Annotated in this window: 18 protein-coding genes; 14 read left to right on the forward strand and 4 right to left on the reverse strand. The window is 71.0% G+C overall.

The genetic code is table 11. The features are described from left to right. Positions 1-76 precede the first annotated feature (76 nt). Genes P5P86_RS05730 through P5P86_RS05745 form a run of 4 tightly spaced genes read left to right on the forward strand, consistent with a single transcriptional unit; the run spans position 77 to position 4,570 of the window. Positions 77-1,954 (forward strand): hypothetical protein, encoded by a 1,878-nt coding sequence (locus P5P86_RS05730; RefSeq protein WP_280610337.1) that lies wholly within the window; start codon positions 77-79, stop codon positions 1,952-1,954. A gap of 23 nt (positions 1,955-1,977) precedes the next feature. Next, a complete protein-coding gene (locus P5P86_RS05735; protein ID WP_280610338.1) occupies positions 1,978-2,961 on the forward strand; it encodes a sortase in 984 nt (327 codons plus the stop codon). 15 nt (positions 2,962-2,976) lie between these two features. Next, on the forward strand, positions 2,977-3,846 hold the full coding sequence (locus P5P86_RS05740; protein WP_280610339.1) for a phosphate ABC transporter ATP-binding protein: 870 nt from the start codon (positions 2,977-2,979) through the stop codon (positions 3,844-3,846). A 7-nt stretch (positions 3,847-3,853) separates the two neighbouring features. Then, entirely contained in the window at positions 3,854-4,570 is a 717-nt protein-coding gene (locus P5P86_RS05745; protein ID WP_280610340.1) for a lytic murein transglycosylase, read from the forward strand. Between the two features lie 22 nt (positions 4,571-4,592). Here the strand turns inward: P5P86_RS05745 and P5P86_RS05750 are convergent, their stop codons facing one another. Next, positions 4,593-5,849 (reverse strand): oxygenase MpaB family protein, encoded by a 1,257-nt coding sequence (locus P5P86_RS05750; RefSeq protein ID WP_280610341.1) that lies wholly within the window; start codon positions 5,847-5,849, stop codon positions 4,593-4,595. A 45-nt stretch (positions 5,850-5,894) separates the two neighbouring features. On the opposite strand from P5P86_RS05750, the gene P5P86_RS05755 reads away from it, so the two are divergent. Genes P5P86_RS05755 through P5P86_RS05765 form a run of 3 tightly spaced genes read left to right on the forward strand, consistent with a single transcriptional unit; the run spans position 5,895 to position 10,462 of the window. Then, positions 5,895-6,491 carry a TetR/AcrR family transcriptional regulator gene (locus P5P86_RS05755; protein WP_280610342.1) on the forward strand — a complete coding sequence of 199 codons (597 nt, stop codon included), beginning with the start codon at positions 5,895-5,897 and terminating at the stop codon, positions 6,489-6,491. Between the two features lie 31 nt (positions 6,492-6,522). Then, positions 6,523-7,932 (forward strand): 3' terminal RNA ribose 2'-O-methyltransferase Hen1, encoded by a 1,410-nt coding sequence (locus P5P86_RS05760; protein WP_280610343.1) that lies wholly within the window; start codon positions 6,523-6,525, stop codon positions 7,930-7,932. Continuing rightward, a complete protein-coding gene (locus tag P5P86_RS05765) occupies positions 7,925-10,462 on the forward strand; it encodes a polynucleotide kinase-phosphatase (RefSeq protein WP_280610344.1) in 2,538 nt (845 codons plus the stop codon). Before P5P86_RS05760 ends, P5P86_RS05765 begins: the two co-directional genes overlap by 8 nt. A gap of 12 nt (positions 10,463-10,474) precedes the next feature. Here the strand turns inward: P5P86_RS05765 and P5P86_RS05770 are convergent, their stop codons facing one another. Next, a complete protein-coding gene (locus P5P86_RS05770) occupies positions 10,475-11,317 on the reverse strand; it encodes a M15 family metallopeptidase (protein ID WP_280610345.1) in 843 nt (280 codons plus the stop codon). Positions 11,318-11,488: 171 nt separating this feature from the next. Between P5P86_RS05770 and P5P86_RS05775 the strand changes: the two genes are divergently transcribed. Beyond that, on the forward strand, positions 11,489-11,779 hold the full coding sequence (locus P5P86_RS05775) for a hypothetical protein (protein ID WP_280610347.1): 291 nt from the start codon (positions 11,489-11,491) through the stop codon (positions 11,777-11,779). 46 nt (positions 11,780-11,825) lie between these two features. Here P5P86_RS05775 and P5P86_RS05780 read toward each other — a convergent pair whose 3' ends face one another. After that, complete coding sequence (locus P5P86_RS05780) at positions 11,826-13,019, reverse strand: esterase-like activity of phytase family protein (protein WP_280610348.1); 1,194 nt, start codon at positions 13,017-13,019, stop codon at positions 11,826-11,828. Positions 13,020-13,139: 120 nt separating this feature from the next. On the opposite strand from P5P86_RS05780, the gene mfd reads away from it, so the two are divergent. The 5 genes from mfd to P5P86_RS05805 all read left to right on the forward strand — a co-directional run bounded on the left by mfd (position 13,140) and on the right by P5P86_RS05805 (position 20,685). Then, positions 13,140-16,736 (forward strand): transcription-repair coupling factor, encoded by a 3,597-nt coding sequence (gene mfd, locus P5P86_RS05785; protein WP_280610349.1) that lies wholly within the window; start codon positions 13,140-13,142, stop codon positions 16,734-16,736. Positions 16,737-16,837: 101 nt separating this feature from the next. Continuing rightward, positions 16,838-18,304, forward strand: a complete 1,467-nt coding sequence (locus P5P86_RS05790) for a basic amino acid/polyamine antiporter (RefSeq protein ID WP_280610350.1) — start codon at positions 16,838-16,840, stop codon at positions 18,302-18,304. Between the two features lie 27 nt (positions 18,305-18,331). Beyond that, a complete protein-coding gene (locus tag P5P86_RS05795) occupies positions 18,332-19,594 on the forward strand; it encodes an arginine deiminase (RefSeq protein ID WP_280610351.1) in 1,263 nt (420 codons plus the stop codon). A gap of 46 nt (positions 19,595-19,640) precedes the next feature. Beyond that, positions 19,641-20,219, forward strand: coding sequence for a DUF4916 domain-containing protein (locus P5P86_RS05800; protein WP_280610352.1), 579 nt, complete (start codon positions 19,641-19,643; stop codon positions 20,217-20,219). Positions 20,220-20,268: 49 nt separating this feature from the next. Continuing rightward, positions 20,269-20,685 (forward strand): MazG nucleotide pyrophosphohydrolase domain-containing protein, encoded by a 417-nt coding sequence (locus tag P5P86_RS05805; protein WP_280610353.1) that lies wholly within the window; start codon positions 20,269-20,271, stop codon positions 20,683-20,685. Positions 20,686-20,776: 91 nt separating this feature from the next. On the opposite strand, the gene P5P86_RS05810 is transcribed toward P5P86_RS05805, so the two are convergent. Then, the gene (locus P5P86_RS05810; protein WP_280610354.1) at positions 20,777-21,385 is read right to left on the reverse strand and encodes a malonic semialdehyde reductase; all 609 of its coding nucleotides are present in this window, start codon (positions 21,383-21,385) and stop codon (positions 20,777-20,779) included. A gap of 95 nt (positions 21,386-21,480) precedes the next feature. Between P5P86_RS05810 and P5P86_RS05815 the strand changes: the two genes are divergently transcribed. Next, the gene (locus tag P5P86_RS05815; RefSeq protein ID WP_280610355.1) at positions 21,481-21,840 is read left to right on the forward strand and encodes a winged helix-turn-helix transcriptional regulator; all 360 of its coding nucleotides are present in this window, start codon (positions 21,481-21,483) and stop codon (positions 21,838-21,840) included.

Consider the following 21,840-nt stretch of genomic DNA (forward strand, 5'->3'; position numbering starts at 1 on the left):
ACGCCTGCATAACCTGCGACCGCGCTGATGCCGTCCGGGGGCAGGCAGCGACACCACCCTTTCGAAAGGAAACTCGATGAAGGCCACCACCTTCGGCAAGGCCGGCGTTAGCCTCACCGCGGCGCTCGCGCTGAGCATCGGCGTCACGTCCGGTGCGTTCGCGGCGACTCCTCCGACCGCGACCCAGGAGGACCCGACCACCGCGACGGCGAACGGCCAGCTCGTCGGCGTCGGCTCCGACACCATTCAGGACGTGCTCTACGGCCTGTCGCAGAGCATCCCGGCGATCCAGTCGTGGACCGCGACCGGCGGCGCCAACATCACCTACCGCAGCGGCCTCACGATCGCCCGGCCCAACGGCTCGGGTCCGGGCTACAAGGCGCTCACCGACTCGATCGGCCTGACCGCGGCCGGCAACGCCAAGGCCGGCGATGTCGACTTCGCCCGTGCCTCCGGCACCCAGGGCACCGCCGCGACGACGGCGGGCACCGGCATCACGACGGACATCCCGTTCGCGATCGACTCGATCAGCCTCGCGGTTCCGGCCAACAGCCCGTTCCTGAAGACCAACAGCGGGCACGGCCTGACCGTCACCGACCTCTACAACATCTACGCCGGTGCGAAGAACGAGATCTCCACCGACGGCAACGGCACGCTCGGCAGGGCCGAGGCATTGGACGGCACGCCGGACGCCGGCTACGAGGCCATCCAGGCGTTCCTTCCGAAGGCCGGCTCCGGCAGCCGTCAGTTCTTCCTCGGCCAGATCTCCGGCCAGGGCGGCTCATCGACCGGCATCCCGCTCGGCACCAACAAGGGCGACAGCTACGGCTCGACCACGACCCCTGTCGCCGGCAAGGCTTACATCGGCTCGAAGACTCCGGCCGGTACCGATGTGCAGGAGCACGACGCCACGGTCCTGACCTCGACGGCGAACACGGTCGCGGCGATCGCGCCGTTCTCCGGTGCGAAGTACATCGGGTACGCCAACGGGAAGATCGCCGACCCCGACACCACGAACAACAGCGGTGCCGGTACCTCCTACCAGCTCGTCCCGTTCGACTCGACCGTGTCCGGGGCGCCGGTCGGCGGCGTGCTGCCCTTCACCGGCACCGGCGCCAACCTCGCACCGAACCCGGCCTACCAGACGTACGCGACCAAGGGCACCGAGGCGAGCTCGTTCGCGCTGACCCGCCAGGTCTACAACATCATCCCGACCGCCGCGGTCAAGGGCGCGGGCACGTCCACCAACGCGAAGTACAACCTGCTCTACAAGACGTTCGTCGGCCCCACCTCGGACGTCTGCAAGGCGACCTCGACGATCACGGGCTACGGCTTCCTGGCGATGCCGACCACGGGTTCCGGCACGCTGTGCGGTGACACCTCGAAGACCTTCGACGCGACGCCGTCGACGGCGACGGTGAACGTCTCCAGCACCAAGGCCACCGCCGGTGGCTCCAGCAAGGTCACCGTCGACGTCCAGTCCAACGGCAACGGGGGCGGCACCGCTGCGCTGAGCATCGAGGGCAAGACCTACACCGTCACCATCCCGGCCGGCGCCACCTCGGGCACCGTCTCGGTCCCGACCCCGACCGCTGGCACGCTGACCTACACCGGTTCGTTCACCCCGAACCTCGCCGGTGTCGCTCCGCAGGAGATCACCGCGGGCTCCATCGTGGTTGCCGCCGCCCCGGCCCCGCCGGTCACGGTCAAGCCTTCGATCACCTCGGTGAAGATCACCGGCAAGGCCAAGGTGGGCAAGAAGCTCAAGGCCGCCGTCGTCGCCACCACCGCCGGCCAGAAGGTCAGCTACCAGTGGATGGTGAAGAGCAAGAAGATCGCGGGCGCGACCAAGTCCTCGCTCAAGCTCACCAAGAAGTTCAAGGGCAAGAAGATCAAGGTCATGGTCACCCTCGCGGGCGTCTCCAAGACCAGTGCGGCTGTCAAGGTCAAGTGACGTTGTCGAACACCGCATCACCTGTGAGCACCGCCCCGGCCAAGGCCGGGGCGGTGCTCCGCCGTCCCCTGCAGCGGATCGAGCGCGCCTGGCGCTCGCGGGGACCTGTGAACACCGCTGCCCCCGCCGATCTGCGGCGCGCCATCCCACGGCCCTCCGACCGGACGCTCATCCGCGTCACCGGCTGGACGATGGCCGGGGTGGCTGCGCTGGTGCTCGGCTTCCTCCTCTACCTGGTCGTGATCTCCCCGTTCGCGGAGAGCCGCAGCCAGAGCATGCTGTTCAACCAGTTCCGCACCGAGCTCGCCGCCGGGACGGCGCCGATCGGTCAGGTCGACGTCAACGGCAAGCTGCTCAAGCTGGGCGCGCCGGTCGCGACGATCGCCTTCCCGTCGCTGGACGAGCACTACACCGTCGTCGAGGGCACCTCCTCACGTGCGCTCCTCGACGGGCCCGGTCACCGGCGCGACACGCCGCTACCGGGCCAGCAGGGTACGAGCGTCGTCTACGGCCGCCAGGCGGCGTACGGCGGTCCCTTCGCTGACCTGTCGAAGCTGCACGCCGGGGACAGGATCACGACCGTGACGGGCCAGGGCACGGCCCAGTACCAGGTCATCGGCCTGCGACGCGCCGGAGACCGCGCGCCGGCGACGACCTCGGCGACCGAGGGCCGGCTGACGCTGGTGTTCGCGACCGGAACCCCCTTCATGGGTGCAAGCGTGTCGCGCATCGACGCGAAGCTTCTCGGAACCGCGCAGCCCACCCCCCAGCCGGTGCTCAAGCTCGGCTCGCTCACCTCGGCCGAGGATCCGTTGGCCTCCGACGACAGCGGTTGGCTGCCGATGTCCCTGCTGCTGGAACTTGCGGTGATCGCGGTCGTGCTGATCCTCTTGGCCTTGCGCCGCTGGGGTAAGTGGCACACCTGGATCGTCGGGGTGCCCGTCCTTCTGTTGATCGGCGCTGAGCTCGCCAAGCAGGTCGTCGTCGTCCTGCCGAACCTCTACTAGGCATCGAGGAGAACCATGTCTGCCTCCGTCCCCTCCGACGCGACCCTGGCGATGCCGTCCCTCGGCGCCACGGCGGACGCCGCGCACGAGAGTCACCCGACGTCCAGCACGCTGGCCGAGATCAAGGCGGTCGACGTCTCGGCGTGGTTCGGCACGCACAAGGTGCTCGAGCGGGTGAACCTGACCATGCACCCCGGCGAGATCACGGCCTTGATCGGTCCCTCCGGCTGTGGGAAGTCGACGTTCCTGCGCATCTTGAACCGCATGCACGAGCTCGTCCCGATCGCCAGCCTCGCGGGTGAGGTTCTGCTCGACGGCGAGGACATCTACGATGCCAACATGAGGATCACGCGCGCTCGTCGCGACATCGGCATGGTGTTCCAGAAGCCCAACCCGTTCCCGGCGATGTCGATCCGCGACAACGTCCTGGCCGGGCTCAAGCTGACGGGCAAGAAGGCCACCAAGTCCGAGAAGGACGACCTCGTGGAGCGTTGCCTGAGGCTCGGCGGCCTGTGGAAAGAGGTGAAGGACCGCCTCGACGCACCCGGTGGCGGCCTGTCGGGTGGTCAGCAGCAGCGCCTGTGCATCGCCCGCTCGATGGCGATCAAGCCGCGCGTCCTCCTCATGGACGAGCCGTGCTCGGCGCTCGACCCCACCTCGACCCGCGTGATCGAGGAGACGATGAGGGAGTTGGCGCAGGAGGTCACCATCGTCATCGTCACGCACAACATGCAGCAGGCGGCGCGCGTCTCGGACAAGACCGCGTTCTTCCTCGCCTCGCAGGGAGTGCCCGGTGGCATCGTCGAGCACGGTGACACCGTCGCCATGTTCCAGAACCCGCAGGACGAGCGCACCTCCGACTACGTCAACGGTCGCTTCGGGTGAGCCGCTGATGCGTCTGCGGACCCTGGCCCCGCTCCTGGCCTCGGCCCTGGTCCTGACGGTCGTCGGGTACATCGTCTGGTCGCTGGCGACCACGCCCGCCACCACGCCGGTGGCCGACCAGACCGCGCTCGCGGTGGTGGCCCCGGAGCAGGCCGCACCGGCGTCGCAGCAGCAGAGCCGGCCGGCGGCACAGCCGGCGCAGCAGACGCAGCAGACGTCCGGCGTACCAACACCGGACGCCTCCTGGGTGGCGAGGACAGCAGCGAAGGCCGGCATCCCGGTGCCGGCGATGCGGGCCTACGCCCGCGCGCAGCTGGCCCGGCCGCAGGGCTGCGACCTGGGTTGGACGACGCTGGCCGGCATCGGCTGGGTGGAGTCGCAGAACGGCACGCTCGGCGGCCGCACCCTCGGAGACGACGGGCTCTCCTCGTCGCCCATCGTCGGGCCGGCCCTCGGTGGGGGACTGGACCACGCCTACGGTCCGATGCAGTTCATCCCCTCGACCTGGGAGCGGTGGGCCAGCGACGGCGACGGTGACGGCACCGCCGATGTCGACGACCTCGACGACGCGGCCATGACGGCGATGCGCTACCTGTGTGGCACCGGCCAGGACCTGACCACCGGAGCCGGATGGTCGCGGGCCGTCTTCGCCTACAACCACTCCCAGCAGTACGTGGACCAGGTCTACGCCGCGGCCGACGCCTACGCGCAGCGCACGCGTTGACGAACGCCCTCGGCATCCGGCGTCAGGCCGGACGCCCCACCGGCAGGTCACCGAGGCCCTCGGCGCCCTGCCCGAAGTAGCTCGCGAGCACCCGCCGCGAGGTGCGCGCCCCCCGAGCCTCCAGCATCCGCCGCCCCACCGCCGTCCGTCCCACCACCTGGTGGCGCAGCAGGTTGAGCGGCACCAGGTATCCGAACGCCCATGGTGGCCTGGCCGGCAGGCCGAGCTCGCGCATCGAGGTGGGTCCGAGGAAGACCGTGAGCATGCTCAGCAGTCGCTCCTGCTCGTAGCCGCCCCTCACCGGCTGTAGGACGGCGGGCCACCCGTGCCACATCCGCTCCCGCTGAGCGCGGACCACGGCGCGAGCCAGCCGCGGACCGGACTCGCTCAGCTCTCCCTGGGCGCGCAGCAGGTGGTAGTTGAGGACGTGCCGGTCGTGCTCATCTTCGACCAGGAAGTCCCGGTGGACGCCCATCAGGTGGCCGACGTAGCGCCACAGGTGCAGGTAGTCCTCGGCCTCCCGGCGGGTGATCCGGACGCCGAGCAGGCGGCAGCCCAGGAGCGGCACGCCGTCGAAGAGGCCGAGCGTCGAGGCCAGGTCGGTCTGGTTGATCGGCAGGCCCCATCGCCCGCTGTCCCAGGTCGCCTCGTGCTCGGCGTTGACCAGGGCGTGCATCAGCCGCACGTGCACCGTCAGCCGCCAGGCCTCCTCGTGCTGTCGCAGCGCCCCGGGGCTCTGCAACGACGTACCCCACTTCTGGGTCTCGGCCAGGCGGCGCAGCGTGGCCGGCCCAGTGAGGCCGTCGGTCCGCACCAGCAGGTCGGTGGGGCCGCCGAACCGGTAGCCACCGATCAGCGAGAGCTGGAGCAGCACGTCGCCGGCATTGCGGCCCATCCGCCTGAAGACGGCCGCGCCGCGCTCGACCCGGTCCCGGTCGACCCAGTCCGGGACGGCCTCGACCTCGGCGAAGAAGTCGCGCAGCGCCGGCGGCGCGTCCGGTACGGCGTCGATCCCGCGCGCCAGCGCCGTCCGGAACTGTCGCATCGTGACCTTGTCGCGGTGACCGACTCGCATCCGGATCGCTTCCGCGAGCGCGGCGGCGAGCTCGTCGCGCTCGTGGAAGCCCCGGCCGATCCGGTCCATCATGCCTGCGTCGAGGTGGTCGACCCGGGCCAGCAGCCGCAGTCCGCGGCCGATCCTGATGTTGCGCTGCTCGCCGGCCCTGAACCTGGTCGGGAAGCGGGGTCGCTCCGGCGGAGCGAGGGGTGCCGTCGTCATGCCCTCATCGTGACGCGAGCGATTACTCGCATACAATTCGCAATCGTGCGCAAGACACCGAGGCAGGAGCGCTCGCGGCAGATGGTCGAGCGGATCCTCGCAGCAGGCCGGAAGGTGCTGGTCGAGCACGGCTACGACGCCTTCTCCACCAACCGGGTCGCGACCACGGCCGGCATCAGCCCGGGGTCGCTCTACCAGTACTTCCCCGACAAGGCAGCGATCCTCGAGCTGGTCGTGGACCGCTATTGGGACGAGGTCGCCGAGTCGGTCGCGGCCGCGCTGGCCGATCGGCTGGGGATCGCCGGCGCGGCGATGGCGCGTGAGACCGCCGACGCGCTGATCAGCGCGCTGGAGGCCGACCCGGCGCTGCTGCGCGTCGTCGCCGAGGAGCTGCCCCTGGCCCGCAACCGCACCAGACGGGCGGCGCTGGAGAAGCGGGTGCGCGAGCTGGCGGCGGCGTACCTCCTGGTCCGGCCGGAGCGCAGCAGGCGTCCGGACCCGACGGTCGCGGCGTGGGTCATCGTGCTGGCCATGGAGAACCTCGCCCTGCGCTGGGTGCTCGACCAGCCACCGATCGCGCGGGAGGTGGTGCTCGCGGAGATGACGGCGCTCATCGGCGGCTACCTCCTCGAAGACCCGTAAATCGGTGGTGCCGCTCCGGCACACTGAGCGGGTGCTCCTCACCATCGCGACCACCCACCGTCCCGCCACGGACCTGGGCTACCTGCTGCACAAGCACCCCGACCGGGTGCAGCAGTTCCGGCAGTCCTTCGGTACGGCGACGGTGTTCTACCCCGAGGCGTCCGAGGAGCGCTGCACGGCGGCCCTGATGCTCGAGATCGACCCGGTGCGGATGGCGCGGTCCCGAGGCCGGAACGCCGCCGACTTCAGCCTCGGCCAATACGTCAACGATCGGCCCTACGCCGCCTCCTCGCTGCTCGGCGTCGCGTTGGCCGATGTCTTCAGTACGGCCAGGCACGGCCGCTGCGTCTCGCGGCAGGAGGTCGCCGACGCGGCGATCCCGCTGGAGATCGCCATCCCGGTGCTCCCGTGTCGCGGCGGCGCTGTCATCGCGCACCGCCTCTTCGAGCCGCTGGGCTGGTCCGTCGAGGCCGCGCCGATCATGCTCGACGAGGCGTTCCCCGACTGGGGCGAGTCCCGCTACGTCCGGCTCGGACTGTCCGGCACCGTCAGGCTGGCCGACGCACTCAACCAGCTGCACGTGCTGCTGCCGGTCCTGGACGAGTCGAAGCACTACTGGCAGGGGCCCGACGAGGTCGACAAGCTGATGCGGTCGGGGCAGGGCTGGCTGGCCGCCCACCCCGAGGCCACCCTCATCACCCGCCGCTACCTGGGCCACCGCGGGCAGCTGACCCGGGAGGCGCTGACCCGACTGGCCGAGCTCGGTGACGAGGTCGAGGAGGCGGTCGAGCCGAGCGCGGAGGAGGAGGCGGGTCAGCCCGAGGAGCGCCGGCTCTCGCTCAACCAGCAGCGGCACGAGGTTGTGCACGCCGCGTTGCGCGAGCTCGGCGCCGCCTCGGTGATCGATCTCGGCTGCGGCCCGGGCGCGTTCCTCGAGCGGCTGGTGGGGGACGCCTCCTTCACGCGGGTGGCGGGCAGCGACGTCGACACCCGCTCGCTGCAGCGGGCCGCCCGTCGACTGCACCTCGACCGGATGAGCGAGCGTCAGGCCGAGCGGATCGAGCTGTTCCAGGGCGCGCTGACCTACGAGGACGAGCGCTATGCGGGCTTCGATGCGGCCGTCCTGATGGAGGTGGTCGAGCACGTCGACCCGCCGCGTCTGGACGCGCTGGAGCGGGTCGTGTTCGGCGCGGGCCGGCCGGGGGCGGTGCTCGTGACCACGCCGAACGTCGAGTACAACGTGCTCTACCCCACCCTCATCGGCCGGCGTCATCGCGACCACCGCTTCGAGTGGACCCGAGCGGAGTTCGCCGCCTGGAGCGATCGCGTCGCCGACACCTACGGCTACCGGGTCGAGCGCCGCGGCATCGGCGAGGAGGACGCGGAGCTCGGCAGCCCCACGCAGTTCGCGATCTTCGTCCAGGAGGCGACCCATGAGTGACCTGGTCGAGCGCGGCGAGACCGGCGCCGTGACCCGCCGGCTCGGGCTGCCCGCGATGGGCCTGGTCGTGCTCGTGGGGGTGTCCGGCAGCGGTAAGTCGACCTTCGCCCGGACCCACTTCAAGCCGACCGAGGTGGTCTCCAGCGACTTCTGCCGCGGCCTGGTGGCCGACGACGAGAACGACCAGAGCGCCACCCCGGACGCCTTCGACGTCCTGTCCTACATCGTCGGCACCCGGTTGCGCCGCGGCCTGCTCACCGTCGTAGACGCGACCAACGTGCAGCGGTCCGCCCGGGAGAGCCTGATCGCGCTCGCTCGCAGCCATGACGTCCTGGTCGACGCGATCGTCCTCGACGTGCCCGAGCAGGTCGCTCAGGAGCGCAACCGGCAGCGACCGGACCGCGACTTCGGACCTCACGTCGTCGCACGCCAGCTACGCGACCTCCACCGCTCGCTGCGGCGGCTCGGGAAGGAGGGCTTCCGCCGCGTGCACGTGCTGCGCGGGGAGGAGTCCCTCGGCGTCGAGATCGTCCGCGAGCCTGCCTGGACCGACCGCCGTGACCTGTCGGGTCCGTTCGACATCATCGGCGACGTCCACGGCTGCGCGAGTGAGCTGCGCAGCCTCCTGAGCCGCCTCGGCTGGACCATCGAGTACGACGGGGAGCGCGCCGTCGGTGCCCGACACCCCGAGGGCCGCCTGGCCGCCTTCGTGGGCGACCTGGTCGACCGCGGACCCGACTCCCCGGGCGTGCTGCGACTGGTGATGGGCATGGTCGCGGCCGGCACGGCCGTGTGCGTCTCGGGGAACCACGAGGCCAAGCTGGTGCGCGCCCTCCAGGGCGCGAGGGTCACCGTCTCGCACGGTCTGGCCGAGTCGCTGCAGCAGTTGGAGGCCGAGCCGGAGGACTTCCGCGCCGAGGCGCTGACCTTCATGAGTGGACTGGTCAGCCACTACGTCCTCGACGAGGGCCGGCTGGTGGTGGCGCACGCAGGGCTCAAGGAGAGCTATCACGGGCGGGCGTCGGGGCGGGTGCGGGCGTTCGCGCTTTACGGGGACACGTCCGGCGAGACCGACGAGTACGGCCTCCCGGTTCGCTACCCGTGGGCGCAGGAGTACCGCGGCAGGGCCACCGTGGTCTACGGCCACACGCCGGTGCCACGCGCCGAGTGGGTCAACAACACGATCTGCCTCGACACCGGTGCCGTGTTCGGTGGCGAGCTGACGGCGCTGCGCTACCCGGAGCGCGAGCTGGTCTCGGTGCCGGCCGAGCGAGAGTGGTACGCACCGGTGCGTCCGCTCGCGACGAGCACGACCGATCGCGAACCCGCTGTGCTGCGGATCGAGGACGTCGTCGGCACCCGCTGGCTGGAGACCACCCATGCCGGTCGGGTGAAGATCCCCGAGGAGAACGCCGCCGCGGCCCTGGAGGTGATGAGCCGGTTCGCTGTCGACCCCCGGTGGCTGATCTACCTGCCGCCGACGATGTCACCTGTGGCGACCTCGCGGCGCGACGGGTACCTGGAGCATCCCGAGCAGGCCTTCGAGGAGTACGCCGGCTGGGGCGTGACCCGGGTGGTGTGCGAGGAGAAGCACATGGGGTCGCGGGCGATCGCCGTACTCGCTCGTGACGGGGAGACCGCGGAGCGCAGGTTCGGGGTCGGTGACGGCTCGACCGGCGCGCTCTACACCCGCACCGGGCGGGCGTTCTTCGCCGAGACCGGCGCGCTCCTCGACCGGCTGCGGGTCGCCGCCGCGCCGCTCTTCGAGTCCCTCGAGACCGATTGGCTGGCGCTCGACTGCGAGTTGTTGCCCTGGTCGGCCAAGGCGATGGACCTGATCACCGCGCAGTACGCCTCGGTGGGTGCCGCCGCGCGGGAGGCGTTGCCGGCCGCCGTGGACGTGCTGACCGCAGCGGCAGCACGAGGCCTGGACGTCTCGGCGCTGGCCGCGCGGACGGAGCGGCGTCGGGAGAACGCGGCGGCGTTCCGGGACGCCTACGCCCACTACGTCTCGCCGACCGACGGACTCGACGGCGTGACCCTCGCGCCGTTCCAGATCCTGGCCGCGGAGGGCCGCGCCCTCGCCCTGACGCAGTCGCACGCCTGGCACCTCGCCGAGCTGGCGCGGCTGGAGGACGACCTGATCACGCCTACCCGGCACCGGTTCGTCGACCTCTCCTCCGCCCAGGAGCGCGAGGCGGCCACGCAGTGGTGGCTCGACCTGACCGCCGGCGGGGGAGAGGGCATGGTCGTGAAGCCGGCGCACCTCACGGAGGGCAACGTCCTGCCCGGGCTCAAGGTCCGCGGCCGGGAGTACCTGCGCATCATCTACGGCCCTGACTACCTCGACTCGCTCGAGGTGTTGCGCGACCGCAACCTCGGCCGCAAGCGGAACCTCGCACGCCGCGAGCACGGCCTGGGGCTGGAGTCGCTGAGTGCGTTCGTGGGTCGCGAGCCGCTGTGGCGGGTGCACCAGGCGGCGTTCGCGGTGCTGGCGCTGGAGTCGGAGCCGGTCGACCCGCGGTTGTGAGGGGCCGCGTGCTCAGCGGCCGTTGGCGCTGAAGTGCTCGTAATCCTTCAGGCTGTGCCAGGAGCCGCCCCAGCCCCAGCCGACGGCCCGGAAGGCGCGGACCACCGGGCCGGAGGCGGTGATGATGCCGGGGGCGTGGCGGCCGCGGTCGAGGTACCAGGACGCGCGCTCGGGCAACACGAGCCTCCCCTTGACGTAGGGGTTCTGGAACGGGTCGACATCGACCGCGAGGCCGTAGGCATGCTGGCTGAAGCCGGTGCTCCGGCCGCGCACCGGCCGGCAGTTGAAGGCCGAGGTGTTGTTGCCGTCACCGGTGGGCGCGGCTGCCGCCTCGGCCCGGGTGGTGATGTGCATCTGCTCCAGCGGCCAGCGGGCGGCGTACAGGCGCTTGAACACCTTCACCATGGCGGCCGAGGCGCTGTGGTCGACCAGCAGCTCGCCGGTGTGGCGCCTGCCGTCGAAACCCCAGAAGGTCAGCCGCACCCAGTCCAGGTCCCGTGCCGCCACCGGGCAGGCGGCGACCCACGTGGAGCGAGCGATCACCTTCGCGGGCGCCCGCTCCACCACCGAGCGGAAGCCCTTCCCGGGCAGCATCGGCAGGGTGTCGGGCAGCGTCCAGCGGCGGTGCCGCAGCGCCTTCGGGGTCGGGCGTACGACGCCGAACCCGTCGGCGGTCGTCGGCAGCACCCGGCTGCCCAGCCACGCCGGCGGCACGGTGCCGCGTGCCGACGTCGCTGTCCGCTGCGACACCGTCGGCGCCATGGCCGTCGGGGCGCTCGCTCCCGACGTCTCGCCGGAGGAGGAGCCGCACCCGCTGAGCGCGAGGACCACGGCGAGCGGCACGAGGAAGCGCATGGGGCAACGGTAGGCGGACCGCCCCGCCCGACCCGCATCGGTCGCGGCCGACCTCGGCGGCCTCGCGTCCCGCGACTTATCCACAGACCGCCCGAGACCCCCTGCCGGCCCGCTCGCCCCGTGTCACACTGGTGTGGGACGGCGAAGCACACCGACGAGAGGAGTCAGACCATGACCAATGCTCAGGCCTGGACGCTCATCGGCGTCTTCGCGACGACGATGTTCGGCGTCTTCGGCATCGTGAGCACCAGCTTCACCAAGACGATGAGATCCGGCTTCGAGGCGGTCGGCTACCGCCTCGAGGCGCTCGACCACCGCCTCACCGGCCAGATCGAGGCGCTCGACCACCGCCTCACGGCCCGGATCGACACCGTGGAGGCGCGGCTCGGCGCCAAGATCGACCTGCTCGACCGCGACATCTCCGTGATCGCGCGCCGGGTCTTCCCCGACGAGCCGTCGTGAGGATCCCTCCCGGCGGGTCGTCGCCACGGCCCGCCGGGAGATCCGGCTACGGCAGCCGCACCGACAGGTTCAGCAGCCGGGTGTGCTGCAGAGCGCTGTTGTTGTCGTCGCTGACCAGCGTCAGGCCGTAGCGTCCGCCCCGCTCGCGACCGGTGATCGCCATCCCCTCGTAGTTGTCCAGCAGGGGATTCTGCTGGAACTCCAGGGCGCTGGCGCCCAGCGTGGGGCAGTCGACGAGGTCGGCGAGCTCGGTCTTGGGCAGCGCGAGCCGGCCCGGCGCCTCACCGAGGTTCGTCACGGCCGACACGTCGCGAGCCCGGCGCAGACCGTCGACGGCGAACAGCCGGACCACGTTGCCCGTCGTCGCCGACCACGTCGCCTCCTCGACCACCAGCGCGTTGTTCGAGTACGCCGCGATCTCCGGGATGCGCATGCCGGCACCGGTCCGGTACTCCACCTGCTTGGCCAGCGTCCAGTGCCCGTGCCGGCCGAGCCGGTAGACCAGCAGCCGGTGCGCTGTCGCGTCGCCGCTGGCCGAGACGTCGCCCGAGAGCGCTCCCTCCATGGACGCCACGATCGTGCGACCGTCGGGCGTGATCGTCAGGCCCTCGAGGGTGGCGTTGCTGGTCGCCTCGCCGGCGGTGGTGGTGCCGGTGACGGCGAAGCGCGCCGGCACCGGGAGCTCGGCCCGCTGCACGCCGTCGCGGCCGAAGACCCGGATCGAGGGCTCGGTCTCCGAGCTGACCAGGTAGTCGCCGTTCGGCAGCACGGCCAGACCCTCGTCGTCGGCAGCGTTCGGATCGGTCGCCGCCGGACCGCCGTCGTACGGCGTGCCGTCGGCCTTCTTCAGCACCAGCGGCGCATGCAGGACCCGCGGGTCGCTGAGATCGCGGAAGGACCAGAGGTACTCGGGGGTGGTCTGGCCGTTGTTGTCCAGGGCGGAGACCCACGCGCGCTGGCGTGCGTCCCAGGCCAGCGAGGACAGGCCGCTGACCTCCGCGCCGTCGACCTGCAGCTTGTCGAGCGCATCGCTGTAGCCGACCGCGGCGACGCGGGGCGAGCAGGCGTTCGGATCGGGCACGGGTGTCGAGCGGTGCCCGCGGGACGGATGCGCGGAGGCCCCGACGCCGTGGCTCCCGGCGGAGTGCGCGCCGACAGGATGGGCGAGAGCGGACTGGGGGAGCAGAGCGGCGGCGGATGCCACGATGGCGGCACCGGCAAGCCCGAGAGACTGGTGCATCTTCCTTCTTCCTCCTCGGTGGGCTCGGCTGAGCCCGTGCTCCCATGGTGACCGCACCGGGTGAACCCGGGGTGGCCTCGCGGCGTCCGCCGCGCACCCCCGCCCGTAGACTCGGGCCACGTGACGCTCTCTCCCCTCGCCGATCACCTCCTCGCCACGCCCCACCTCGCCGAGGTGCTCGAGGAGGCCCGCGGTGGGCGCGTGCTCGCGCTCGACGTCACCGGACCGGAGGCGCTGCGGCCCTTCCTCACCACCGGCCTGGTCCGGACCGGGCGGACGGTGCTGGCGGTGACGGCCTCGAGCCGCGAGGCGGAGGACCTGGTCGCCGATCTCGGCTGCCTGCTGTCCCCGGAGGCGGTGGCCTACTTCCCGAGCTGGGAGACGCTGCCGCACGAGCGCCTCAGTCCGCGCAGTGACACCGTCGGTCGCCGCCTCGCCGTCCTGCGCCGCCTGGTCCACCCGGAGAGCGCGACCGGCTCGGCCGCCGTCCCGCTGCAGGTGGTGGTGGCGCCCGTGCGCTCGGTGCTCCAACCGCAGGTCAAGGGACTCGGCGACCTGATGCCGGTCGAGGTCGCGACCGGTGAGAGCGCGCGCCTCGACGACGTCGTCAAGCGACTGGTCGACGCGGCATACAGCCGGGTGGACCTGGTGGAGAAGCGTGGCGAGTTCGCCGTCCGCGGCGGCATCGTCGACGTGTTCCCGCCGACCGAGGAGCATCCGCTGCGCGTGGAGTTCTGGGGCGACGAGGTGGAGGAGATCCGCAGCTTCGCCGTTGCCGACCAGCGCACCGTGGAGAAGAAGGAGCGGCTCTGGGCGCCGCCGTGTCGTGAGCTGCTCCTCACCGACGAGGTCAGGGCTCGCGCCAAGGCTCTCGGCGAGGCGCACCCGACCCTGATCGAGCTGACGGACAAGATCAGCCAGGGCATCGCGGTGGAGGGGATGGAGTCGCTGGCTCCGGTCCTGGTCGACGACATGGAGCTGCTGGTCGACCTGCTGCCCGCCGACGCCACCATCCTGGTCTGCGACCCCGAGCGCGTGCGGCGCCGGGCGCACGACCTGGTCGCCACGGCCGAGGAGTTCCTCGGAGCGAGCTGGGCGGCCGCCGCGAGTGGCGGTGTGGCCCCCATCGACCTGTCGCAGGCCTCCTACCAGGATCTGGGCGACGTACGCGCCCACGCGATCGCGCGCGGGCTGCCGTGGTGGTCGGTCAGCCCCTTCGGCATGGCCGACGCCGATCTCGCCGAGGGGCAGCCGGGTGCCTCGAGCGCCTCGGCGTACGACGTCGGCGTCCCGACGCGGGCGGTGCCGCTGAAGCCTGCCGAGTCCTACCGGGGCGACGTCGAGGCAGCGATCAAGGATCTGGCCCGCTGGCGCGAGGAGGGCTACCGGGTGGTGGTCGCCCAGGCCGGTCACGGCCCCGCCCAGCGCACGGTGGAGACCCTCGCCGAGCACGACGTCCCCGCCCGGCTCGTCTCCTCGGGCTCGACGGACGCCGAGCACGGCGAGGGGTGGAAGCCACGGCTCAACGTCGTCACGGTGGTGCAGGCCGCCTTGCAGCACGGCTTCATCGACGAGGAGCTGCGGCTGGCCGTGCTCACCGGCGAGGACATCTCCGGGCAGAAGTCCTCGACCCGCGACATGCAGCGGATGCCGACGCGGCGCAAGAAGCAGATCGACCCGCTCGAGCTCAAGCCGGGCGACTACGTGGTCCACGAGCAGCACGGCGTCGGCCGGTTCGTGGAGATGAAGCAGCGCGAGGTCGGCGGCGCCACCCGCGAGTACCTCGTGCTGGAGTACGGCGCCAGCAAGCGCGGCGCCCCGCCGGACCGGCTCTACGTGCCGGCCGACGCGCTCGACCAGGTCACCCGCTACGTCGGCGGCGAGGCGCCCAGCCTCGACCGTCTCGGCGGTGCCGACTGGCAGAAGCGCAAGGCCCGTGCCAAGAAGGCGGTCAAGGAGATCGCGGCGGAGCTGATCCGGCTCTACGCCGCCCGTCAGGCCACCCAGGGCTACGCCTTCGGCCCGGACACCCCGTGGCAGCGCGAGCTCGAGGACGCGTTCCCGTTCCAGGAGACCCACGACCAGCTGACCACCGTGGAGGAGGTCAAGGCCGACATGATGAAGCCGGTGCCGATGGACCGGCTGGTCTGCGGCGATGTCGGCTACGGCAAGACTGAGATCGCCGTGCGCGCGGCCTTCAAGGCGGTCCAGGACGGCAAGCAGGTAGCGGTCCTCGTCCCCACGACGCTGTTGGTCAACCAGCACCTGTCGACGTTCGAGGAGCGGATGTCCGGCTTCCCGCTGAACCTCAGGGGCCTCAGCCGGTTCCAGACCGACAAGGAGGCCCGGGAGGTGATCGCCGGCCTCGCGGACGGCAGCATCGACATCGTGGTCGGCACCCACCGGCTGTTCAACAAGGACATCCGGTTCAAGGACCTCGGCCTCATCATCGTCGACGAGGAGCAGCGCTTCGGCGTCGAGCACAAGGAGGCGATGAAGCGGCTGCGGACCTCCGTCGACTTCCTGGCGATGTCGGCGACCCCCATCCCGCGCACCCTGGAGATGTCGATCACCGGCATCCGGGAGATGTCGACGATCACCACTCCGCCGGAGGAGCGGCACCCGGTGCTGACCTACGTGGGTGCCTACGAGGACCGGCAGGTCGTCGCGGCCGTACGTCGCGAGCTGCTGCGCGACGGCCAGGTCTTCTACATCCACAACCGGGTCCAGTCGATCGACAAGGCCGCCCAGCGGATCCGCGAGCTCGTGCCCGAGGCCCGGGTCGCGGTGGCGCACGGTCAGATGAACGAGAAGCAGCTCGAGCAGGTCATGCTCGACTTCTGGGAGAAGCGCTTCGACGTCCTCGTGTGCACGACGCTGGTCGAGTCGGGCCTGGACGTCTCCAACGCCAACACGATGATCGTCGAGCGCGCCGACACCCTCGGCCTGAGCCAGTTGCACCAGCTGCGCGGCCGTGTCGGCCGCTCGCGTGAGCGTGCCTACGCCTACTTCCTCTATCCGGCCGAGAAGCCGATGACCGAGACCGCACACGAGCGGCTCGCGACGCTCGCGCAGCACTCCGACCTCGGCGGCGGCATGGCGATCGCGATGAAGGACCTGGAGATCCGCGGCGCCGGCAACCTGCTCGGCGGCGAGCAGTCGGGTCACATCGCCGACGTCGGCTTCGACCTCTACGTCCGCCTGGTCGGCGAGGCCGTCAGCGACTTCAAGGGGGAGGCCGACCAGCAGTTCGAGGAGGTCCGCATCGAGCTGCCGGTCGACGCGCACCTGGCGCACGACTACATCCCCTCCGAGCGGCTGCGACTGGAGATGTACAAGCGCCTTGCCGAGGTGCGCTGCGACGAGGACGTGGACGCCGTGGAGGCCGAGCTCAAGGACCGGTACGGCGAGCCACCCGTCGAGGTGATCTCGCTGCTCCTGGTGGCTCGCTTCCGGGCGCGGGCGCGCCAGGCCGGCATCACCGAGGTCACCATCGCCGGCAAGAACGTCCGCTTCGCCCCCGTGTCGCTGCCCGAGTCGCGGGTGGTCCGGCTCAACCGGATGTACCCGAAGTCGCTGGTCAAGGCCCAGGTCGACACGATCCTGGTGCCGCGGCCGATCTCGACCGGGTTCCCGGCCAAGCCCCTGGACGGCATCGCGCTGCTGGAGTGGGCGCGCGGCGTGATCGACGCGGTGATCGACCCCCAGGAGGCCTGAGGACCACCCTAATCGGGTGAGTCACCTCCCTCGGGAGCGGACGAGTCTGGCAGCGGTCCCACCACCGCCGGGACCGCTCGCCCGGTCCTGAGGGGGACGTGATGAGCAGTGCCGCGATCGGCGAGGTCGCCGTGCCCGCCCCCGCGCAGCCCGACGCGCGGATGGGGGTGGGCACGCTCACCGCGATGGTGGTCGGCGGCATGGTCGGCGCCGGGGTCTTCTCGCTGCCGGCGCGGTTCGGGGTGGCGACCGGCATCCTCGGCTCGCTCATCGCCTGGGCGGTGGCCGGGACCGGCATGCTGATGCTGGCCTTCGTCTTCCAGAACCTCGCGATCCGCAAGCCCGAGCTCGACTCGGGCGTCTACATCTACGCCAAGGCCGGGTTCGGCGACTACGTCGGCTTCAACTCGGCGATCGGCTTCTGGGCGAGCACGGTGGCGGGCAACACCTTCTACTGGGTGTTCCTCTGCGCGACCCTCGGCACGTTCACCGACAGCTTCGGCGACGGCGACACGTTCCTGGCGGTCGCCGTCTCCTCGGTCGGGGTGTGGCTCTTCCACGTCCTGGTCGCACGCGGGGTCAGGGACGCCGCGGTGATCAACCAGATCGTCACCGTCTGCAAGATCCTGCCGATCGTCCTGTTCATCGTGGTGCTGCTGTTCTCCGTGGACACCGGCGTCTTCTCGCAGAACTGGTTGGCCTCCGACTACGGCCTGGGCAGCCTCAACGACCAGGTCCGCAACACCATGATCATCACGACCTTCGTCTTCATCGGGGTCGAGGGCGCCAGCGTCTACTCCCGCTATGCCCGGCGGCGCGAGGACGTCGGACGGGCGACAGTGCTCGGGTTCTTGAGCGTGCTGTGCCTGTTCGCGCTGGTCACGCTCGCGTCGTACGCCGTCGCCAGTCAGCCCGAGATCGCCGCCACCCGGCAGCCCTCCATGGTCGGCATCTTCTCCGGCGAGGTCGGCCACTGGGGCGAGATCTTCATCAGCGTCGCCGCCATCGTCTCGGTGCTGGGCGCCTACCTCGCCTGGACGCTGATGGCCGCCGAGGTGGTGTACAACCCGGCCCGCGCCGAGGACATGCCGCGCTTCCTGGGCCAGGAGAACGAGCAGGGTGTGCCGATCACGGCCCTGGTGGTCACCTCGCTCGGCATCCAGGCCCTGCTCGGGCTGACCCTGTTCGTCACCGACGCGCTCGACTTCATGCTCGACTTCTCCACCGTGCTGGCGCTGGTGCCCTACCTGCTCTCGGCCGCCTACGCGCTCAAGCTGGCACTGACCGGTGAGGCCTACCAGGGCGTCCCGCCAGGGGTACGCCGCCGCGAGACCATCGTGGCCGGCGCCGCCACCGCCTACACGCTGTTCCTCTTCGACGCCGCCGGGCTGCGGTTCATCCTCTTCGCCACCATCATCCTGGCGCCGGCGACGCTGCTCTACGTCAAGGCACGCAGCGAGACGGCGCGCCGGATCTTCAGCCCCGTCGAGATCTGCCTGTGCGCGCTCATCGTCCTGGGGGCGGCCGTCGGCGTGCTCGGGCTCGCCACCGGCCGCTTCGAGGTCTGACCTCCCCTCCCACCGAAAGGCACCGACATGACCGCTTCGCCACCGGCATCCCTCGCCGCGTCGTACGGCGTCCACTCCGAGGTGGGCCGGCTGCGCAAGGTGCTGGTGTGCGCCCCCGGGCTGGCCCATCGCCGGCTCACCCCCAGCAACAGCGACGAGCTGCTGTTCGACGACGTGCTCTGGGTGGAGAACGCCCAGCGCGACCACGCCGACTTCGTCAACAAGATGGTCCAGCGCGGCATCGAGGTGGTCGAGCTGCACGCGCTGCTCGCCGAGACCCTCGATGTACCGGGGGCTCGGGACTGGCTGCTCGACCGCAAGATCGAGCCCAACCACGTCGGGCTCGGCCTGGTGGAGGGCACCCGCGCCTTCCTGGAGTCGCTGGAGAGCCGTCGACTCGCCGAGCTGCTGATCGGTGGAATGGCCGTGGGCGACCTGCCGGAGGACTTCCGGTCCGACTACGTGGCGCTGGTGCGCGAGGCGACCGGCGCGCGGGAGTACCTCATGCCGCCGCTGCCGAACACGCTCTACACCCGTGACACCACCTGTTGGCTCTACGGCGGCCTGACGCTGAACCCGCTCTACTGGCCGGCCCGCAAGGACGAGACCCTCATCTATCAGGCCATCTACTCCTTCCATCCCGACTACGTCGGGTCGCGGGTGTGGTGGGGCGACCCGGAGAGGGACTGGGGGATGGCCAGCTTCGAGGGCGGCGACATCATGCCGGTGGGTGAGGGTGTGGTGCTGATGGGGATGAGCGAGCGCACGTCGCGACAGGCCATCACCCAGGTCGCCGCCGCGCTGTTCGAGAACGGCGCGGCCGAGCGGGTGATCGTCGCCGGGATGCCGAGGCTCCGTGCGGCCATGCACCTGGACACCGTGATGACCTTCGCCGACCGCGACGTCGTGACGATCTATCCGCAGATCGTGGACCACATCCACGCCTTCACCCTGGTGCCGGACGACCGGGCCCCAGGCGTGGGCGTGATCGACCACGAGGGAGCCCGGTTCATCGACATCGTGGCCGCCTCGCTCGGCCTGGACTCGCTGCGCACCATCGAGATCGGCGGCGACGTCTACACCTCCGAGCGGCAGCAGTGGGACAGCGGCAACAACGCCGTGGCGCTGGAGCCGGGCGTGGTGATCACCTACGACCGCAACACGACCGCCAACACGCTGCTGCGCAAGGCCGGCATCGAGGTGATCACGATCGTCGGCGCCGAGCTCGGGCGTGGGCGCGGCGGCGGACACTGCATGACCTGCCCGATCATCCGCGACCCGCTCGAGTGAGGAGGGTCGGCCGGCCCTGACTGGCCGGGCCTGGCAGGATCGACCCATGACGATGGAGGCGTTCGGCGAGGAGTCGTTCGGCGAGGAGCCCGGGTGGGAGCCGCCGCTGGAGCGTCAGCAGGGCTGGCTCACCGAGGAGGAGCTGGCAGAGTCACGGGGCCGGCTCCCCATCCTGTACGTCGAGGCGCTGCCGGTGCGGGTCGACCACGCCGGCAGGCTGACCGAGGTGGGGCTGCTGCTGCGCGGCTCACCGACCGGTGCCATCACCCGGTCGCTGGTCTCGGGGCGGGTGCTGCACGGCGAGCGGGTGCGCGACGCGCTGCTGCGGCACCTGGAGAAGGACCTGGGACCGACGGCGTTCCCGGTGCTCCCGACGGCCATCGTGCCGGCGGCCGTGGCGGAGTACTTCCCCTGGCCCGGCGAGCGGTTGAGCGACCCGCGGCAGCACGCCGTCGCGCTGGCCTACGTCGTACCGGTGACGGGCGAGTGCCAGCCGCGGCAGGACGCGTTGGAGATCAGCTGGCTGACGGCCGAGGAGGCGGCACGCGAGGGGATCGCGGGCGACCTCGAGGGTGGGCGGGGCGCGCTGCTGCGGCAGTTGCTGCATCACGCCGGGGCGCTGTGATGCGTCTTCGTCCGACCATCGCAGCCTGCGGCCCGGTCGGCGGTGCGGCGTGAGCGCCGCGGCGGCCGCGGGTGCGGGCGGCGAGGGTCTGGTGGACTTCCTCGGCACGATGCGGCTGATGCGGGAGCGGTGCGCGTGGAAGGCGCAGCAGACCCACGACTCGCTGGCGCCGTACCTGCGCGAGGAGGCCGACGAGGTGCTGGAGGCGATCGCCGAGGGTGATCCCGAGCACCTGTGCGAGGAGCTGGGCGACCTGCTGCTGCAGATCTACTTCCATGCAGCGATCGCGGAGGAGAACGGCGAGTTCAGCATGGACGAGGTGATCGCCGGGCTGCACGCCAAGATGGTGCGCCGCAACCCGCACGTGTTCGACCCGGTGGTGGCGGCCGGTGGGCCGTACACGATCGAGCAGATCGAGGAGCAGTGGCAGGCCGCGAAGGCCGCCGAGAAGCACCTTCGGGATTGACCCCTGAGGGTCAATCCCGAAGGTTGATGGGCAATGCTTCGCCCGACAACGTGCGGTTGTGACCCCTGGGGGTCACAACCAGCACCGCAGGTCAGGCCCAGACGACGGCGGTCTCGGTCGCGACGCGGGGGAGCCGGTCGAACCAGGGGTTCTCGCCCGGGTGGCCGATGTTGACGACCATGACCGTCGTCCAGTTGCCCTCGGGGAAGAACTCCTCGTCGATGCCGTCCTTGTCGTAGCCGGCGATCGGGCCGGCAGCCAGGCCGACGGCCCGGGTGGCGAGGATGAAGGCACCCTCCTGCAGCGCGGCCGAGTGGTAGCCGGCGCCGTGGCGGGCCGCCTCGTCCGCGGCGAAGTAGTCCTTCATCTCCGGGCGGATCGGGAAGACGTTCGGGATCTCCTCGTGCCAGTGCTTGTCGTAGGCGAGGATCGCGGTGACCGGGGCGGCCGCGGTCTTGGCGGCGTTGCCCTCGGCGATGTGGGGGAGCAGGCGCTCCTTGCCCTCGGGCGTGCGCACGAAGACCACGCGCAGCGGCTGGGTGTTCGCCATGGTCGGCGTGAACCGGGTGAGCTCCCAGATCTCACGCAGCTCGTCGTCCGACACCGGGGTGTCGGCGAAGGAGTTGGAGGTGCGGGCGCCGGTGAAGACGATCTGGCGGCCCTTCTCGTCGAGCTTGTCGAGGGTGATCGTGTCGGTCATATTGCTCTGAACTCCTGGGTTGCTAGGACTATTCCCGTTGCTACGAAAAAAAGAGTAACACCGGTTTCGCGGGACCACGGGGTAGAGTGGGTCACATGACGGAGCACGAGCCACGCGCCTGCAACGCCGCGCTCACCCGTGCGTTCGGCTTCCTGGGCAAGCGCTGGAACGGCGTGCTGCTGGCCAGCCTCGGCGGCGGCCCCCTCGGCTTCGCCGAGCTCAAGCGCGCCGTGGCGGGGATCTCGGACTCGATGCTCTCCGAGCGGTTGACCGAGCTCGGTCATGCCGGTCTGCTGGAGCGGGAGGTGGATCCGGGCCCGCCCGTCGCTGTCTCCTACCGGCTCACCGACGCCGGTACGGCGCTGCTGCCCGCGCTGCAGGCGCTGACCCAGTGGGCCGAGCACAACCTGCCGGCAGCCTGCTCAAGCGTGACCGAGCCCGTGCCGTCCGCGTAA

This window comes from Nocardioides sp. BP30, from assembly GCF_029873215.1.
Taxonomy (GTDB): domain Bacteria; phylum Actinomycetota; class Actinomycetes; order Propionibacteriales; family Nocardioidaceae; genus Nocardioides.

Bases quoted from the DNA above. Each gene is read 5' to 3' on its own strand.
- P5P86_RS05730 (WP_280610337.1), top strand. From the start codon at position 77: ATGAAGGCCACCACCTTCGGCAAGGCCGGCGTTAGCCTCACCGCGGCG.
- P5P86_RS05740 (WP_280610339.1), top strand. From the start codon at position 2,977: ATGTCTGCCTCCGTCCCCTCCGACGCGACCCTGGCGATGCCGTCCCTC.
- P5P86_RS05745 (WP_280610340.1), top strand. From the start codon at position 3,854: ATGCGTCTGCGGACCCTGGCCCCGCTCCTGGCCTCGGCCCTGGTCCTG.
- P5P86_RS05750 (WP_280610341.1), bottom strand. From the start codon at position 5,849: ATGACGACGGCACCCCTCGCTCCGCCGGAGCGACCCCGCTTCCCGACC.
- P5P86_RS05765 (WP_280610344.1), top strand. From the start codon at position 7,925: ATGAGTGACCTGGTCGAGCGCGGCGAGACCGGCGCCGTGACCCGCCGG.
- P5P86_RS05770 (WP_280610345.1), bottom strand. From the start codon at position 11,317: ATGCGCTTCCTCGTGCCGCTCGCCGTGGTCCTCGCGCTCAGCGGGTGC.
- P5P86_RS05775 (WP_280610347.1), top strand. From the start codon at position 11,489: ATGACCAATGCTCAGGCCTGGACGCTCATCGGCGTCTTCGCGACGACG.
- P5P86_RS05780 (WP_280610348.1), bottom strand. From the start codon at position 13,019: ATGCACCAGTCTCTCGGGCTTGCCGGTGCCGCCATCGTGGCATCCGCC.
- P5P86_RS05790 (WP_280610350.1), top strand. From the start codon at position 16,838: ATGAGCAGTGCCGCGATCGGCGAGGTCGCCGTGCCCGCCCCCGCGCAG.
- P5P86_RS05795 (WP_280610351.1), top strand. From the start codon at position 18,332: ATGACCGCTTCGCCACCGGCATCCCTCGCCGCGTCGTACGGCGTCCAC.
- P5P86_RS05800 (WP_280610352.1), top strand. From the start codon at position 19,641: ATGACGATGGAGGCGTTCGGCGAGGAGTCGTTCGGCGAGGAGCCCGGG.
- P5P86_RS05810 (WP_280610354.1), bottom strand. From the start codon at position 21,385: ATGACCGACACGATCACCCTCGACAAGCTCGACGAGAAGGGCCGCCAG.
- P5P86_RS05815 (WP_280610355.1), top strand. From the start codon at position 21,481: ATGACGGAGCACGAGCCACGCGCCTGCAACGCCGCGCTCACCCGTGCG.